Annotated in this window: 16 protein-coding genes; 7 read left to right on the top strand and 9 right to left on the bottom strand. The window is 71.9% G+C overall.

Translation table 11 applies throughout. The features are described 5' to 3' along the window. The first annotated feature begins 92 nt into the window (after positions 1-92). From ACSP50_RS23625 to ACSP50_RS23615, 3 genes are all read left to right on the top strand, one after another. On the top strand, positions 93-746 hold the full coding sequence (locus ACSP50_RS23625) for a DsbA family protein (protein ID WP_014691801.1): 654 nt from the start codon (positions 93-95) through the stop codon (positions 744-746). After that, positions 736-1,260 (top strand): RIP homotypic interaction motif-containing protein, encoded by a 525-nt coding sequence (locus ACSP50_RS23620; RefSeq protein WP_014691800.1) that lies wholly within the window; start codon positions 736-738, stop codon positions 1,258-1,260. The genes ACSP50_RS23625 and ACSP50_RS23620 overlap by 11 nt, the downstream gene beginning before the upstream one ends. 69 nt (positions 1,261-1,329) lie before the next feature. Next, a complete protein-coding gene (locus ACSP50_RS23615; protein WP_014691799.1) occupies positions 1,330-1,686 on the top strand; it encodes a DUF6578 domain-containing protein in 357 nt (118 codons plus the stop codon). On the opposite strand, the gene larC is transcribed toward ACSP50_RS23615, so the two are convergent. After that, positions 1,619-2,959, bottom strand: a complete 1,341-nt coding sequence (gene larC / locus ACSP50_RS23610) for a nickel pincer cofactor biosynthesis protein LarC (RefSeq protein ID WP_014691798.1) — start codon at positions 2,957-2,959, stop codon at positions 1,619-1,621. The genes ACSP50_RS23615 and larC overlap by 68 nt on opposite strands. Positions 2,960-3,062: 103 nt before the next feature. Beyond that, positions 3,063-3,731, bottom strand: a complete 669-nt coding sequence (gene larB / locus ACSP50_RS23605; protein WP_014691796.1) for a nickel pincer cofactor biosynthesis protein LarB — start codon at positions 3,729-3,731, stop codon at positions 3,063-3,065. A 205-nt stretch (positions 3,732-3,936) separates the two neighbouring features. Between larB and ACSP50_RS23600 the strand changes: the two genes are divergently transcribed. Then, positions 3,937-4,452 carry a cell wall anchor domain-containing protein gene (locus tag ACSP50_RS23600; protein ID WP_014691795.1) on the top strand — a complete coding sequence of 172 codons (516 nt, stop codon included), beginning with the start codon at positions 3,937-3,939 and terminating at the stop codon, positions 4,450-4,452. Between the two features lie 124 nt (positions 4,453-4,576). Continuing rightward, positions 4,577-5,086 carry a hypothetical protein gene (locus tag ACSP50_RS23595; protein WP_014691794.1) on the top strand — a complete coding sequence of 170 codons (510 nt, stop codon included), beginning with the start codon at positions 4,577-4,579 and terminating at the stop codon, positions 5,084-5,086. A 48-nt stretch (positions 5,087-5,134) separates the two neighbouring features. Here the strand turns inward: ACSP50_RS23595 and ACSP50_RS23590 are convergent, their stop codons facing one another. From ACSP50_RS23590 to ACSP50_RS23570, 5 genes are all read right to left on the bottom strand, one after another. Then, positions 5,135-6,742: a hypothetical protein gene (locus ACSP50_RS23590; RefSeq protein WP_231957050.1), complete on the bottom strand. Its 1,608-nt coding sequence runs from the start codon at positions 6,740-6,742 to the stop codon at positions 5,135-5,137. Beyond that, positions 6,670-8,061 carry a hypothetical protein gene (locus ACSP50_RS44170; RefSeq protein ID WP_080127986.1) on the bottom strand — a complete coding sequence of 464 codons (1,392 nt, stop codon included), beginning with the start codon at positions 8,059-8,061 and terminating at the stop codon, positions 6,670-6,672. The genes ACSP50_RS23590 and ACSP50_RS44170 overlap by 73 nt, the downstream gene beginning before the upstream one ends. Next, positions 8,049-9,020: a hypothetical protein gene (locus tag ACSP50_RS23580; protein ID WP_014691791.1), complete on the bottom strand. Its 972-nt coding sequence runs from the start codon at positions 9,018-9,020 to the stop codon at positions 8,049-8,051. The genes ACSP50_RS44170 and ACSP50_RS23580 overlap by 13 nt, the downstream gene beginning before the upstream one ends. A 26-nt stretch (positions 9,021-9,046) precedes the next feature. After that, complete coding sequence (locus ACSP50_RS23575; RefSeq protein WP_014691790.1) at positions 9,047-10,012, bottom strand: hypothetical protein; 966 nt, start codon at positions 10,010-10,012, stop codon at positions 9,047-9,049. 187 nt (positions 10,013-10,199) lie between these two features. Further along, positions 10,200-10,832 carry a DUF4360 domain-containing protein gene (locus ACSP50_RS23570; RefSeq protein ID WP_014691789.1) on the bottom strand — a complete coding sequence of 211 codons (633 nt, stop codon included), beginning with the start codon at positions 10,830-10,832 and terminating at the stop codon, positions 10,200-10,202. A gap of 398 nt (positions 10,833-11,230) precedes the next feature. Here ACSP50_RS23570 and ACSP50_RS23565 point away from each other — a divergent pair, with 398 nt between their 5' ends. Continuing rightward, complete coding sequence (locus tag ACSP50_RS23565; protein ID WP_014691788.1) at positions 11,231-11,881, top strand: DUF4360 domain-containing protein; 651 nt, start codon at positions 11,231-11,233, stop codon at positions 11,879-11,881. 66 nt (positions 11,882-11,947) lie between these two features. Here ACSP50_RS23565 and ACSP50_RS23560 read toward each other — a convergent pair whose 3' ends face one another. Then, positions 11,948-13,189, bottom strand: a complete 1,242-nt coding sequence (locus ACSP50_RS23560; protein ID WP_014691787.1) for a hypothetical protein — start codon at positions 13,187-13,189, stop codon at positions 11,948-11,950. Beyond that, the gene (locus ACSP50_RS23555; protein ID WP_014691786.1) at positions 13,186-13,941 is read right to left on the bottom strand and encodes a polysaccharide deacetylase family protein; all 756 of its coding nucleotides are present in this window, start codon (positions 13,939-13,941) and stop codon (positions 13,186-13,188) included. Before ACSP50_RS23555 ends, ACSP50_RS23560 begins: the two co-directional genes overlap by 4 nt. A gap of 253 nt (positions 13,942-14,194) precedes the next feature. Here ACSP50_RS23555 and ACSP50_RS23550 point away from each other — a divergent pair, with 253 nt between their 5' ends. Beyond that, positions 14,195-15,838 carry a rhamnogalacturonan lyase B N-terminal domain-containing protein gene (locus ACSP50_RS23550; protein WP_014691785.1) on the top strand — a complete coding sequence of 548 codons (1,644 nt, stop codon included), beginning with the start codon at positions 14,195-14,197 and terminating at the stop codon, positions 15,836-15,838. The last annotated feature ends 137 nt before the right edge of the window (positions 15,839-15,975 follow it).

Below are 15,975 nucleotides of genomic sequence, written 5' to 3'. Positions count from 1 at the left end.
CGACCGGGGCTCCCGGGTCGCGGCCGGGCCGGCCGCGACCCGGGGGTACGTTCTGTCCGGAAGGAGTTCACCTCAGCGGAAAGGGTCCTCCGGTGACATCGACCCGGTTGACGATCGACGTGTGGGCCGACGTGCTGTGCCCCTGGTGCTACCTCGGTGAGCAGCGGCTGAGCGAGGCGATCGGCCAGTCCCCGCACGCCGCCGAGATCGACCTGCGGGTGCACACCTTCCAGCTCGACCCGGACGCGCCCGCCGAGGTCGGCACCACCCTGGCGTACCTGGCGAAGAAGTTCGGGATGCCGGAGAGCCAGGCCCGGACCATGGAGGAGGGGATGGCGGAGAAGGCCGCCGCCGACGGGCTCACCTACGTGGTGGACCGCCCGGCGGGCAGCACCTTCGACATGCTGCGGGTGATCCAGCTCGGCAACGCGCACGGCGTCGGCTGGGAGTACCTGCGGGCGCTGCAGGCCGAGGTCTTCGGCGGCAACTTCGACGCCTACGAGCACGAGACGCTGGTCCGTGTCGGTGTCGCCGTCGGCGTGGGCGAAGCGGAGATCCGCGACGTCCTGACGTCGGACCGGTTCGCCGAGGAGGTCCGCGCCGACCACGACGCGGCGGTGGGTCTGGGTGCGCGCGGCGTGCCGTTCACCGTACTCGGCAATCGTCTCGGTGTTCCCGGAGCGGTCAGCACCCGGCAGTACGCCGCCGCCATCAAGCAGGCCTGGGCCCAGGTCGATGCCGGCTGAGGACGGTCCGCTGCGGTTCGTCCTGGTGGACGACGCGGAGTACTGTGACGCGCAGACCGGCCGGTGCGCGCCGGGCGAGGTGGTGACACAGGTGGATCTCAACGAGTTGTCGACCTCTGTCCTGCCCTACGTGTCGGCGGTCGCCGGCGCCTACGGCAGCGCGGTGCTCGACAAGGTGAAGGACGCGGCCGCCGAGGACGGCGCCGACGCGACCGTCAGCTGGGGCCGCAAGCTGCTCAGCCGGCTGTTCGCCGGCAAGCGTGGCGAGAAGGTGTCCGACGCGGTCCGGGAGCTGGCCGCCGACCCGGCCGACGAGGCGTCGCTGGCGCTGGTCCGCGCGCAGATCCTGAAGGCGCTGACCGAGGAGCCGTCGCTCGCCACCGAAGTGCGCGAGCTACTGCAGGCGGCCACTCCGGCCGGCGACCAGTATCAGGTGATCATCACCCGGAGCCAGGGCATCCAGATCGGCTCCCGCAACACTCAGACGAATACGTACCCGCCGCTCGGCGACTGAGGGGTCCGGCGGTCGCCCCGGACAGGCATAACCGGCGGCGGACCGGGGCACACTGCCGGCGTGGCCATCATGGTGTGGGTGGATAAGGCGGACTGGAACTGTTGCGGCGATCCGTTCCGGGTCGGCTCGCGGGTCGACTGGGAGCTCCGGCGTGACATCGACGCGCGGTGGCTGGGCGAGGTGCTCGGTTCCGGCGCGGCGGTCGGCGTCGACGCCTATCAGTATCACCACGGCGGTCCCGACGCGGTGATCGAGCCGGCCAGCGCAACGGTGACCCGGATCCAGGCGGTTCATGCCCGGCCCGATCCGCGGACCGGCACGGTGCCGGGCTCCGGGGTGCTCACCGAGCTGCCCGAGGTCACCCGGGGCGTCCCCGATCGTGGTGATCTGACGTTCGAGGGCTTCCTGGTGCGGCTGGAGGAGTAGGCGGCGAGGGCCGGCCCGGCACCAGGCCGGCGGCGGCCGCGGCGGCCAGCGCTTCCTGTAGCACCACCCGTTCCGGGCGGCCTTCGCGGCGGGCGACGGCGGCCACGTCCTCGAACTCCGGCATGGCCTGCACGATCACCCCGTCGAGGTGACCGATCTTGACGGCGATCTCGCCGATCCGGACGACGTGGCGGGCCAGCACCGTGCGGTGCCGGACGGATTCCCGGATGCCCAGCGTGCTGGTCTGTTCGAAGAGGTGTCGCCGTAGCCCGGGGACCTGGTCCGGTGCGCAGAGCGCGGACAGGACGTGGGCCGGGCGCCCCTTCTTCATCAGGATCGGGGTGAGCCACGCGTCGGCCGCGCCGGCGGCGAGGAGTCGGGCGAGCACGCCCGGCCACAGGCGCGGGTCAAGATCATCGACGTTGGCCTCCAGGAGGACGATCTTCTCCCGGTCCGCTTCCCCAAGCTTGCCCTCTGCCCGGTCCGCTTCCCCAAGCTTGCCCTCTGCCCGGTCCGCTTCCCCAAGCATGCCCTCTGCCCGGTCCGCTTCTTCTCGCTGTCCGATGATGACGCGTACGACGTTGGCCCGCTCCGCCCGATCCCGTCCCCCCGCCCCGGTCCCGGCCGCCTCGACCCGCATCGACGGCAACTCCTCGCAGGTGGCCGCCAGCGCGCGGAGCAGCGCCATCCCGGTCGGGGTGGCCAACTCGCCGGAGCCACCCGCGGACACCCGCCAGCCCAGCGCGAGCTGCGCCACCGCCGGCACCGGCACCGGCAGCTGCCCGTGCGCGCCCCGCACCCACCCCGACCCGACCGCCACCTCGCCGGCCGACACCGAGGTGACCCCGAGATCGTCGAGCGCCGCGCACACCCCGACCACGTCGGCGACCGAGTCGAGCGCCCCCACCTCGTGGAAGTGCACGTCACCCGCCGGGATCCCGTGGACCCGCGCCTCCGCCTCGGCGAGCCGGGCGAACACCGCGACCGCCCGGTCCCGCACGGCGACCACCAGCCCGGAGTCGTCGAGCATGCCGCGCAGCCCGGCCCACGTGCGGTGCGGTGGCTCGGCGACCAGCACCTCGACGTGCGCCTTGACCGCCCGCAGCCCGGCCCGGGTCACCTCCGACGCGCTGATGCGCACCGAGCCGGGAACGACCGCGTCGACCGCCGCCTGCACCACCGCCGGGTCGGCGCCGGCGTCGAGCAGCGCCCCGAGCAGCATGTCCCCGGCCACCCCGGCGGACGCGTCGACCCAGGCGTGCCGCGCGCTCACGCGCCCGGCTCCGCGGCGATCCGCGCTCGCGGCCGGCTCCGGGACCCCGGCTCCGCGGCGATCCGCGCGTGCCGCCGGCTGGCGATCCGCGCGTGCCTCCAGCTCATGCGGCCGGCTCCGCGGCGATCTGCGCGGCGAGGTGGCCCGCCCCGTACCCGTTGTCGATGTTGACCACCGCGACCCCCGGCGCGCAGGCGTTCAGCATGGCCAGCAGCGGCGCCAGCCCGCCGAACGCGGCGCCGTACCCTACCGAGGTCGGCAGCCCGATCACCGGCGCCGCGATCAGGCCGGCGACCACGCTGGGCAGCGCGCCGTCCATCCCGGCGGCCACCACCACGACCCGGGCGCGGCGCAGCAGCTCGAGACGGCCGAGGACCCGGTGCAGGCCGGCCACCCCGACGTCCACCACCAGTTCGGTGGCCCGGCCGAGATGGCGGGCGGTCAGCTCCGCCTCGCGCGCCGCCCGCAGATCCGAGGTGCCCGCGGCCATCACGACCACCAGCCCGCCGGTCGGCGCCGCGGGGTCCGGTGGCCAGGCCAGCAGGCCCGCGTCAGGGTAGTGCCGGGCATCCGGGAGCTCGCCCAGCACCGCCGCCGCGTGCGCCGGCTCGGCCCGGGTGAACAGGGTGGTCACCTCCGGTCGCGAGCGGACCGCCGCGGCGATCCCGGCGACCTGGGCCGATGTCTTCCCGGCACAGAACACCGCCTCCGGGTAGCCGCGCCGGGCCGCCCGGTCCAGGTCGAGGTCGGCATAGTCGAGCGGCTCAGTCACGACCCACCCGTACCACCGTTTCGTCCCGCTCGGCGTCGTCCATGCACCCGTTCTACACCGTGTCCGATCCCGCGGAAGCGGCGAGCCCGGGCCGGTGGAAGTGGGATGTTCCACAATGCGGCGACCTCTGTCGATGCGCCTTGCCTATTGATCCACCGTCGGTAATATCGGTGCGTTTGATCAACAACGGGGGAGGAAACACCACATGCGATCGAAATTGTCGGCCGGCGCCGTGGTGGCGCTGGCCTTCCTGATTCCGGCGGCACCGGCGGTGGCGCACACCGGCGCGCCCGCCGGCACCAAGACCAACCGGTCGGCCGAGCGCAAGGTCTACCGGGACCTCCGCGAAATCGTCACCATCGATCCGGACACCGCCACCTCCACGCAGGTGCGGCTCGTGGCCAACCGGATCCTGTTCGAGTCGACGAGGGAGGCGCTGCCGGTCCTGCCCGACGCGGTGCAGGCAGCGATGGACGGCACCGAGGCGCAGTTGCGGACCTTCCTGAAGACGGGCCTGCCGAACGCCTGGGCGACGGCGCTGCGGATCTCGGTGGTGCGGACGCTCACCGACGCCGGCCCCCACGTCTATGCGGCCGCGCAGCAGACGCTCGACACCGCGAAGATCGACGCCTACCTGACGTTCCTCAACGTCGACCTCTACACCGCCCGTGAGCTGGACCTGCGCGTTCCGCCGCGGCACGTCCCGCAGCGGCAGGTCTGACACCGGGCCGTCCCGGCCCGGTGTTCCGCCGGGCCGGGTCAGCCGCCGGTCACCAGCATGATGCCCAGACCGGCCGCGACGCCGGCGTGGCGGGCGGCGGCGAGCCGCATGATCTGATGGCCCGATGAACGCATCCGGTCCGGCGGCCCGGCAGGCCGAGCTGCGACTGCGGGTCGCCGAGCATCTGGAGCCCGGCGAGACGCTGCACGCCGCGCTGTGGATCGCCCGCGACCCGGGCCTGCCGCTGATCTCCCGGCTGGCGCCGGGCATGCCGGGCAGCCCGCCGCCGGGACCGGCCGGTGGCATCGCCGCCGAGCTGTACCGCCACCTGCCGGAGCACACCGTCGCCGCCACCCTGGCGCTGACCGGCGACCGGCTGCGCCTGCTGCTGCTCGACGGCGAGTTCCGGCCGCCCCGACGCCGCCTTTTCGGGCGGTCCGAGCCGGCGCCGCTGCCACCGCTGGCGCCGGTCTGGGAGTGCCCGCGGGCCGGCCTGGCCACCGCGGCCGCCGACGAGCCGGCGGGCAGCCTCACCCTGCGTTTCGCCGACGGGTCGGCGCTGGCGGTGGCCGCCCCGGGGTTCACCGCCGTCGCGTTCGCCGAGGCGGCCGGTCGGTCGGGTGCCGGCGGTTGACCGTCTGAGCCCGGTGACCCGGAAGTTGAGCGTGCCGGCGGTTGACCGTCAGAGCCCGGTGACCCGGAAGTTCAGCGTGCCGGTGTAGACGCCGGCCCGCTGCTGGAAGTCCACCTTCAGGCGGTTGGTGATCTGCACCGTGTCGCCGCCGATCGCGGTCGGCCTGCCGGCGGTGACCGCCACCTCCCCGGCGGAGGTGTAGCCGGCGTAGCTTCCGGCGGTTCCGGCGAAGGTGCCGGCGCCGCTGACCGAGACCGCGTAGCCGAACCGCCCGGCGCCGAATCCGCCGCCGGTCACCGGGCTGGCGAGCCCGCCGGAGACCGGGGTGAGCGCACCGTACGTGCCGCTCATCGGGGTGCCGGCGACCTTCAGCGTGTAGCCGTTGGTCGCGTTGGACTTCACGGTCAGCGCGGCGGTGACACTGTTGTCGCCCTGGGTGATCGGATCGACGTAGAGCACCACCTGGGCAGGGGCGGTGACCGTCGTGGCCGGGTTGGGCACGACGAGCACCGGCGTCGCCGTCGTGAACGTCACGGCCCCGGACTGGGACACGTCGATGGTGGCGGCGCCGGCCGCGCGCGTGGTGATGGTGGTGCCGTAGCCGCCGGCGGTGCCGGTGTTGGTGAAGCCGGCGACCGACAGGTACATGTGCCGGCCGACCGGCACGGTCACCGGCGAGGCCAGGGTGTACGTCAGGGTCGTGCCGCTGAGCGAGACGGTCCCGGTGCCGGGCAGGTGGACGGCGCTCACCACGTACAGGCCGGCGCCGGTGGTGGCGGTGGGCAGTGCGACGGTGATGCTGGCGATCGGGGTGGCGGTGCGGGAGACGAATTCCCAGCCGTAGACGGCGCCGGTCGCGCCGAGGGTGGCGTTCGACGTCCAGAAGATGGCCGCCGAGGTCTGCAGCGTGAGCTGCCGGACGCGCAGCTCACCGCTGGACGGGAAGTACAGGGTGCCGGTGGCGTCGATGGCCATCCGCCCGGGGGTGTGCACCCGGGCGGCGTTCGCGGTGCCGGAGCCGCCGTCGCCGGCCCACGAGTAGCTCTGGTACTTGCCGGCGATGGTGTGGATGACGCCGTGCCTGTCGACCCGGCGCAGGACGCTGCCGCCGTATCCCGCGGCGGCCGGGTTGCCGTCGGCGATGTACAGGTTGCCGGCGGTGTCGGATTCGAGCCCGTCGGGCTGGTCCAGCAGCGCAGCGGTGGCCAGGGCGCCGTCGCCGGCGTAGCCTAGCGCGCCGGTGCCGGCCACCGTGCTGATCGTCCCGTTGCTGATCTTGCGGACCAGGTGGTTGCCGGTGTCCGCGACGTAGATGTCACCGGACGCGTCGACCTTCACGTCCCGCGGCGCGTTCAGTTTCGCGAGCGAGGCGGCGGTGCCGTCCGGCGAGGTGCCGGCCGTGCCGGTGCCGGCGATGACGCTGACCGCGGCGCCGTTGATCATCAGGATCCGGTTGTTGCCCGTGTCCGCGACGTACACCATCCCGTTCGCAGTGTCGATCCCGTACGGCGAGCTCAGCAACGTGGTGGCCGCGACGCCGGTCATCAGCGACCCGGCCACGCCGGTGCCCGCGACGGTGGTGATCACACCGCCGGCCACCCTGCGGATCCGGTGGTGGCCGGTGTCGGCGATGTAGAGGACCCCGCCGGAGTCCACCGTGACGTCCTCCGGGTCGGAGAGATTGCCGCTGGTCGCGAGCCCGCCGTCGGCCGGTGTGCCGCCAGCCACGCCGGTGCCCGCGACGGTGGTGATGATGCCGGCGGCCACCTGGCGGACCACGTTGTTGCCCGAGTCGGCGATGTACATCGTGCCGGCCGGATCGACGGCCACCCCGCCCGGGTGGTAGAGCTCGGCCGCGGTGGCCGCACCGCCGTCGCCACCGCGCGCCCACCACCCGTTGCCGCCGACCGTCGAGATCGCGCCGCCCACGGTGAAGCTGCGCACCCCCAGTTCTGTTTGCCGGCGTCGCTGGCCTGGTCGCCGCCCTGGGCGACGTAGAACCGGCCGGTCGAGTCCTCGACCAGGTCGGTGGGATGGTCCAGGGTGGCCGCGGTCGCCGCCGCCCCGTCACCGCTCATCCCCGCGACGCCGGTGCCGGCCACCGTGGTGATGGTGCCGCCGACGGTGAATTGACGGACCCGGTTGTTCCCGGCGTCCGCCACGTAGATGACGTTGGATGCGTCGACGACCAGACCGCGCGGGCAGTTGAGTCCGCTGGCGGTCGCCGCCACCCCGTCCACCGCCGCGCCGGACACGTTGGTGCCGAGCCCGGCGACCACGGTCCGAGAGCCGCCCGCCGCGGTGTACCGGTAGACGACGTGATTCTGGCAGTCGCTGACGTAGACGTTGCCGGAGCTGTCGAAGGCGATGTTGCTGGGTCGGTTCAGGCCGGTGGCGAACGCGGCGAGCGGGCCGCCCGACGTCGACTTGAGCACCTGGCCGTTGTAGGTGTCGGCGACGAACTCGTCACCGGCGGCGTTGAACGCCACGCCCTGCGGGTTGTTCAGCCCGGAGAACTGGGTGCGGATAATGCCATCGCTGAGGGTGACCTTCCGGATGCGCGCGTTCAGCTGCGCGGCGATGACGACGTCGTTGTTGGCGTCCAGCGCCACGTCGGCCGGGGTGTTGATCCCGGCGGCCGTGGCCGGACCGTTGTCGCCGCTGTTGTTGTTCGCGCCCATGCCGGCGAAGACCGTGGCGATCCCGGTGGTCAGATTGATGGCGCGTACCGCGTGGGCGAACAGGTCGGCGACGTACAGGATCGACGGCGCGGCCGTGGACGACTCGTAGAGGGCCAGGCCCCGCGCGCCGATCGCGATCGAGGTGGCCGGCTGCCCGTTGCCACCGACCCCGCCGGCGGTCGTGGCCAGATCGCCGGCCGCCGCCCGGGCCGGCGTCACCGGGAACGCCAGCTGGCTGGTGACGACCGCGAGCAGGCAGGCGAGCGCGGCCGTGCCCCGGCTCAACCGGCGCATGCGGGCTTCCCGGACCGCCCGCGGCGGTGCACGCCACGGGCGGCGATCCGACGCCGGCGACGCCAGTAGAGGTAGCCCGTGAGCAGGACGACGAGCAGGCACAGCGCGATGATGGTCGGCCACGGGACGATCAGGATGGCCTGACCGGTGCCCTGCGCGGTCTGCAGCAGGCCGCCGCCGCTGCCGTACAGCACCTGTCCCTGCGGCCGGGCGATCAGGAACAGCCCGTGCGCCACGTACCGGTAGGTCAGCGTCCGGCTGGTGCCGGACGGGAACAGCTGCAGGTCGTCGGAGCCGCGGTAGACGCCGATGTTCGTGTCGCTCAGCGTGGAGTCGACCTTCACCTGGCCGCGGCCCAGCGCCGCGGCCGCCCCGACGTTGCGCACCCGATACGTGCTCTCCATGGTCGCGCCCAGGTGGATGAACCCGGTGTGGGCCACCTCGACCGCCATCTCCCGCTGCCGCGGCCCGGGCAGTTCGACCGTGACCAGGGCGCCGATCTGGTGGTAGACGCGGATGCCGGTCGCGCCGGCGCCAGGCTGCGCCTCGACCACGAAGCCCAGCAGATAGATGTCGGGCAGCAGGCCGCCGGGAACGGTCAGCGTGACCGGAACCCGCCGGTAGGCGCCGGGGCCCAGGGTGAGCGTCGGGGGAAACGTCGCCTTCGCCGACCACGCTGGATCCGGCCGGTCGGTGAACCGGGCCTGCCCGTCGTCGCCCGGCACCACTCCGACCGTGCGGATCTTGACGTCGAGGTCGTGATCCGCCCGGTTGGCGATGGAGAGTTCGGTGCGGATCCGGCCCTGGGCGTCCGGCGCCAGCCGCTGTGCCGGGGTGCTCACCGCGAAGTCGGCGGTGCCGGCGGACGGCATCGGTGCGGCGAGCGCGGCGGCCGGCACCGCGAACGCTGCGAACGCCGTGGTCACCACGGTCGCCACCAGGGTACCGAACCTGCCCACCGGTGCCTCCTTCGTCGGTCGTCGCGTCAGTACGAGGGGGTGACGGAGTACGTGATGCTCGCGCCGTACGTGTCGGCCTTCAGCAGGTAGTCGATCTTCGCCTGGTTGGTCAGCGTCACGGTGTCCCCGTTGGTGGGTCCGAACGCGGCGAACGGCACCGCATAGCCGGCCGTGGTGTATCCCGCGTAGCCACCGCCCATCGAGCCCTGGACGGTGCCCACGCCGGTGTGGGCGCTGACCGTGTACCCGAAGGTGTCGGTGCCGGCCGTCACCGGGCTGCCGACGCTGCCGGCGACCGCCGGGAGGGTGGCGCCGCGCGCCTGGCCCAGCGGCTGCTGGCTGATCCTGGTGCCGAGGGTGTACCCGTTCGCGGCGTTCGTCGCCACGGTCAGCACCACATCCTTGGTCTGCGTCGCCAGGCTCGGCACGGACGGATCCATCAGCATGGTGAAGCCGGTGGTGTTGCTGCTGAACGCCGTCGACTGGGCCACCACCACGGTCACCGCGGTGCTGGTGTCGTTGAAGGTGACCGTGTTGCCGGTCGCCGTGTCGATGGTCGGCGCCGCGGTGTCCTGGGTGCTGATCACGCTGCTGTACGCACCCGCCGTCGAGGTGTTGGTGAAGCCGCTGAGCGAGATCAGCACCCCGGTCCCGGCGCTCACGCTCGCGGCGCTGGTCACGACGAAATCCACGGTGCTGCCGGTCAGCGTGGCGGTGCCGGTGGTCAGCCCGTACAGGTCGGAGACGGTGATCGAGCCGGGCACCCCGGTGCCCGTCGGCACGGTGAGGAACACGTGCTTGATCGTGCCGGTCGTCGCGGTGGTGAACGTCCAGGTGTAGCGCACACCGGTGGCGCCTGGCTGGGGTTGCGAGGTGGACCAGCCCACGCCGGTGAGCGTGCCGGCCGCGTACGCCGGGACTGCCATACCGGCGACCGCTGCGGCGGTCACGACGGCGACCGTCGCCAGCCGCCGGCTCGTGCTGAATGACATGGGGCCTCCGAGGCCGAGGGGATGACTCCCCTCCTTCGGCCCCGGCGGCCACCGGTTGAGCCTTCCCGCGGATTCGGTCAGCCGGCCAGGCCCCGGCGGAGTCGGCGGGGCAGGGGGCTGCCCGGTAGGTTCGCGGCGGCCACGGGTGTGTGCACGGCCGGTCGGCCGTGCACCCGAGCCGGCGCGCTCAGCAGGGGGAGAGGCTGAAGTTGAACAGGGTGTCGACGTCGCCCTCGGTGGTGTTCATCGACATCGTGCTGGTGCCGGTGGAGGAGCCGGCGTTGAGTCGCAGTTCGGTGTTGACGTTCAGGACGCTCTGCGACCCGCAGGCGGCGTAGGTCAGCACCGGCGCCACGTCCCAGGTCGTCCAGAGGCCGGAATAGGGGCCGCTGAACGTCACGTCCTTGCGCGCGGTCGCCGAGGATCCCTGCCAGTAGTAGCTGGTGCGCTGCAGGGCGGTCGCCCCGGACCGCAGGCTCGCCCGGCCGCGGTAGTTGGCCGAGGCGATGGCGACGGTCCAGCCGTCCGGGATGCTCACGAGGACGCCGAGCTGGCAGTTCTTGCGGCGGTCCACGACGTCGGCGTCCCCGCCGGCCGTGGCGACGAAGTCGCGGTACCGGACCCGGAAACCGGTGTCGTCGCCGTTGCTGACCACCGAGGCGGTGCCCGGGGCGCACCCGGATCCGCTGGCGGCGATCACCTCGACGGTGATCGCGGCGGCCGCCGCGCCGGCATCGGTGGCGGCATGCGCCGGGGTGCCGAACGGGAGGGTGAGGGTCGTGATCACTGCGGCTACCAGTGCGCGGTTGCGGTTTCTCATGGAGGTCCTTCCGAGGCTGGGGCTGAGGATGAGCCGAGCGCGGATTTATCAGGTGCCACCGTATTGACTCTTGAATGATTCCAGAACGGCCGCTGTCATATCCGCGACAACCGTAGTGGCGCTCCTGAGGCATGCACAAGCGTCACCTCGACATTGACCTTCGTCTAACTCAAAAGCGCTGCGGCAGACCTCTCGCGAGTCCGGGTGGCGGTCGGACAAATACTGGTAAACCTACAAAAGAAGCCGATGATATGCGGGTTATTGCGGCATTCATGCCCGGTCGTTCTCTTTCTCGATGGGTATCAAGAATGCCCGCGATCCGCCTCGCCGCTGTTGACTTGCATTGAGTGTCATCAATAGCTTGTCCTCGGCCCGACCTCGATCCCGAAGGGATAAAAATGAAATTCCTGTTAACCCGCGGATGCGTTGCGCTCGCGGTGCTGGCGTCGTCGTTGTTCCTGGTGTCGCCGGCTTCCGCGGCGATCGTCTTCACCGATCCGCCGCCCCCCGACGCGATCTCCATCCAGCTGGTCGCCATGGCGGGCTCGGGGTGTGCCCCGGGCACCGCCGACGTGGCGATCTCGCCGGACAACTCCGCGTTCACCGCGATCTACAGCGCCTACCTGGCGCAGGCGGGGCCAGGCGTCCCGGTCACCGAGAACCGGAAGAACTGCCAGCTCAACGTGCTGGTCAACGCGCCGTCCGGCTACACGTTCGCGATCGCCAAGGTGGACTACCGCGGTTACGGATTCCTGCAGCGCGGCGCGGTCGCCCAGCAGCGGGCGAACTACTACTTCCAGGGCATGTCGATGGGCAGCTACGCCAACCACCCGATCGCCGCGCCGCTGGACGACAACTGGATCGCCACCGACGAGGTGCCGATCGCGGCCCAGGTCTTCCGCCCCTGCGGCGAGCAGCGCAATCTCAACATCAACACCGAGTTGCGGGTCACCAAGGGCACCTCGACCGACGTCAGCTACGTGACCATGGACTCCACCGACGGCAGCATCGAGACGATCTACCACTTCACCTGGATGCGCTGCCACTGAACAGGTCGCCGAGACGTCGAGCCGCTCAGGCCCCGGCCTGGCGTTCGACGTCTCGGCCCCGAGGGTTCAGCGCAGGATGCCGGTGTGGCCGAGGGAGTAGCGGCCCGGTTGCGGCCAGACGCAGAGGCCGTGCGGTTCCGCACCGACACGGATCCGGGCCAGCAGCCGGCCTGAGCCGGTGTCGATGGCGTAGACCTCGCGGTTGTAGCGGCCGGACAGCCAGAGCACCCGCCCGTCGGCGGAGACGCCGCCCATGTCGGGACTGGCCTGGCCGGGCAGTTTCCACTTGCTGACCAGACGACCGGTGTGGAAGTCGAGCACCGAGATGCTGCCTTCGCCGCGGTTGGCGATGTAGAGGTGGCGGGAGTCGCGGCTGGGGTAGAGGCCGTGGGCGCCATACCCGGTGGGCAGGAAGGAGCGGACGGTCAGGTGGTCACCGTCGAGGATCCAGAGGCCGCTGGTCTGCATGTCGGCCACGTACCACGTGCGGCCGTCCGGCGAGATCTTGATGTCCTGCGGCATGGCGTGCCCGGGCAGCTGCAGCCGGCCGACCACGCGCTGGGCGGCCGTGTCGACTTTGACCAGCTCACCGGAGAACTCGCAGGTGGCGATGAAGTAGCGACCGTCGGCGGAGAAGTCGGCGTGGTTGACACCGCGACACCCGATCGGCAGGACGTGTCGTGCGGCCATCGTGTGCGGGTCACTGAAGATGATCGCCTTCCGCGTTTCGGCCATCACCATGGCGAACTTGCCGTCCGGGGTGAAATAGAGGTTGTACGGATCGTCGACCCGGATCGGCTTCCCGAACCTCCCGGTCGCCGCGTCGATCGGCGTCAGCGTGCTGCCGGCGTTGTTGTTGACCCACAGGGTGCGCAGATCCCAGCTCGGGACCACATGCTGCGGACCGTGCCCGACAGGCACGGTTCTGATCACGCGGTACGTCCGCGGGTCGATCACCATCACCGTGTCGCTCCCCAGATTGGGCACGTAGACCAGCGCCGGGTCGTGCACCGCGACCGCCGCGACGTGTCCGGGCCGGTCGGCGGCGTAGACGTCCGACGGGTCGAGCGGCGGTGGCATGCCGGGCAGGATCGGCCCGGCCGCCGCCGGGGACTGCGGCAACAGCGACGGCGACGGCGACGGCGTGGCCGGCGGTGCGGGGCGCTGCGCGTCCGCCGCCGGGCTGCAGGCGGCGAGCGGGCCGGTCGCGAGCAGGGCCACGGTGGCCCAGGCGGCCGTCCGGCGAGATTCGCGCCGACCCGGGCAGCCGGGTGCGGAGCGGGTCAGGTGATCGCGGCGGCCGGTCATCCCAGCAGGTCCGCAACGGTGACCGGGCGCAGGCCGCGTGCCTTCAAGCCGGCGAGCAGCGGGGCGATTGCCGCGATCGTCTGCTCGTGGCCGAAATGCAGGCTCACGATCGATCCCTTCTGTACGGCGGCCAGCGTGTTCGCGACGATGGCGGGCGTGCCGGGATCGGTGTAGTCGCGGGAGTCCACGTCGTACGACAGGCAGGTGGGGTAGCCGGCGCGGCGGGCCGCCGCTTTGATCGTCGGGGTGGCGAACCGGGTCTGCGACGGACGGAACCAGCGGCCGGCCGACCCCGAGACGGCGCGGATCACCCGGGCGCAGGTGGCGATCTCGGCGTACGCCGTCGCCGACGTGAAGCTTTTGATGTCCGCGTGGTGCTGGGTGTGGTTGCCCAGTTCGTGACCCTCGGCGAGGATCCGGCGGCCGAGGGCGCGCTGGGTGTCGAGCCAGGCGCCGACGGCCAGGACGGTGACCGGGGCGGCGCCGCGGCGCAGCTGGTCGAGAAGCGCGGTGACCTGGCGTGGGTCGCCCTGACCGTGGAAGGTCAGGGCGACGCCGGACCGGTCCCGCGGGCCGTGCTGCACCTCATCCGGGAGGTCCGCCCCGGGTTTCCCGGACGGCGCGGTGGCCGGCCGCTGCGGGGATCCTTCGGCGGCGGGTGGTGCGACGTGCGCCGGTTCGGTGGCGTCGCACCCGGCGACCGCGCTGAGAGTGAGCGCGGCAGCCGCGCGCAAAGCATGACGACGTTGCATGCACCGGACAGTAGGCGGGACCGGATGAGAGAACCCTGAAACTTTCCACCGCGGAGGGACCCCCCACGGATGGGGGACACCCATGAGGAGGAGCGGTCCTCGAGCGGAAGCTCGCGGGTGAGCACGCAGAGTGATCAGTGGGGTGCTCAACGCGTACACCAGGGAAGATGTTTTTTTCTTCGCGACGCAGGCAACCTTTTCCGCTCCGCGGACCACTCAGCGGTGATCCTTCCGCACAACCTCAGGTGGTTCCATGCCGATCTCCCGACTCACCCCGGGGCTGCACCGTCGTCCCACGCGTCGCCGTGCCGTGCTGGCCGGCGGCCTTGCCGCGGTAGCCGCGGTAGCCGGTATCGGACTGCTCGGCGGACAGCCGTTCGCCTCTGCCGAGGCCAACATCAGCTTCGACAACGGCTCGGGCATGAGCTTCGTGGTGGACGCCAGGAACGGCAACCTGACGTCGCTGCAGCACAACGGCACCGAACTGACCGCACCGGGCCGGGCCGCCGGGCAGATCGAGTCGGGGTGGAAGTCGGCTGCCGTCAGCAGCAGGACCTTCGCCGACAGGTCGATCCTCGTCACGGTCGACGAGCGCGAGGTCGGCGAGACGCAGTATTACTACGCCCGCCGGGGCGACAACACGATCTACATGGCCACCGACATCCGCCAGCCGCAGAACCCCGGCGAGGCTCGATTCATCACCCGCCTCAACCGTTCGCTGCTGACCACCTCGCCGGTGGCCGCCCGGACGGCCGGCACGGTGGCGGCGGTGGAGGGCTCGGACGTCTTCAAGTTCGCCGACGGGCGGACCGCCTCCAAGTTCTACAGCTCCCAGCGGCTGATCACGCAGCAGCCGTTCGGCGCCAGCGGACACGGCCACGGCGCCTACCTCGTCCCGGGCACCGGCGAGATGAGTTCCGGCGGGCCGTTCTTCCGCGACATCGAGGTCAACGACACCGGCGACGCGGTCAACATCACCTACTGCATGAACAGCGGCCACACCCAGACCGAGCCGCTGCGGCTCGGCCTGCAGGGCCCGTACGCCCTGGCCCTCACCGACGGCCCCGCCCCGGCGCGGCACAGCCTCGACTTCCTGTCCGCCTACATTCCCGGGCTGCTCTCCAACGCCCAGCGAGGCGGCGTGCAGGGGACGGCCACCGGATCCTGGAACGGCCAGCGAGCCACCGTCGCGCTTGCCGGTCCGAACGGGCAGTACTGGAGTCAGGTCAAGGCCGGCCGGTTCCTGATCGGCCACATCCGCCCCGGCACCTACACGGCCAGCCTGTACGCGGGTGAACTCGCCGTGGGCGTCGCCAAGGAGGTCACCGTCACCGCCGGCGCGACCACCACGGTGGCGCTGAGCGGCAACGTGCCGGCCGCCGGCACGCTGTTCCAGCTGGGCGCCTTCGACGGCACCCCGGCCGGTTTCCGCAACGCCGACAAGATCGAGACGATGCACCCGTCGGACCCGCGGATGGCCCCCTGGAACGTGGGCACGTTCGACATCGCCTCGGGCGCCGCGAACTTCCCGATGGCCGAATTCCAGGCGGTCAACGCGCCCCTGGCGATCAGGTTCCCGTTGCGCGCCGTCCCCGCCAAGGGTGTGCGCCTGCGGGTCGCGACCACGCTGAACTTCGCCGGCGGCCGTCCCGCCGTCGCGATCGGCAGCTACCGATCGCCGGTCTCCGCCTCCCCGGCGCCCCGTGACCTGAAGTCTCGCGGCGTCACCCGCGGAACCTGGCGGGGCGTGAACACCACCTACGTGTTCGACATCCCGGCGGCGGCCCTGAAGGAGGGTGCCAACACCCTGTCCCTCTCGGTGGTCAGCGGCAGCACCGGAACCACCTTCCTCAGCCCGAACTTCGTCTTCGACGCCCTCGCCCTCGACCCGGCGTAAGCCGGCTCACCGGGTCGCCGCCCGCCGACGAGCCGTATCGGCCTCGGCGAGCGACGGCCCGGGTCCGGGGCAGGGCGCTGGTGCCGTCGGCCAGGGGCGTGCCGCGGGGTGAACACCCTGACGCCGGCGTCCTGCCG

Source organism: Actinoplanes sp. SE50/110, from assembly GCF_900119315.1.
In the GTDB taxonomy this organism is placed as follows: Bacteria; Actinomycetota; Actinomycetes; order Mycobacteriales; family Micromonosporaceae; genus Actinoplanes.
This window is presented reverse-complemented; position numbering and strand designations above follow the sequence as displayed.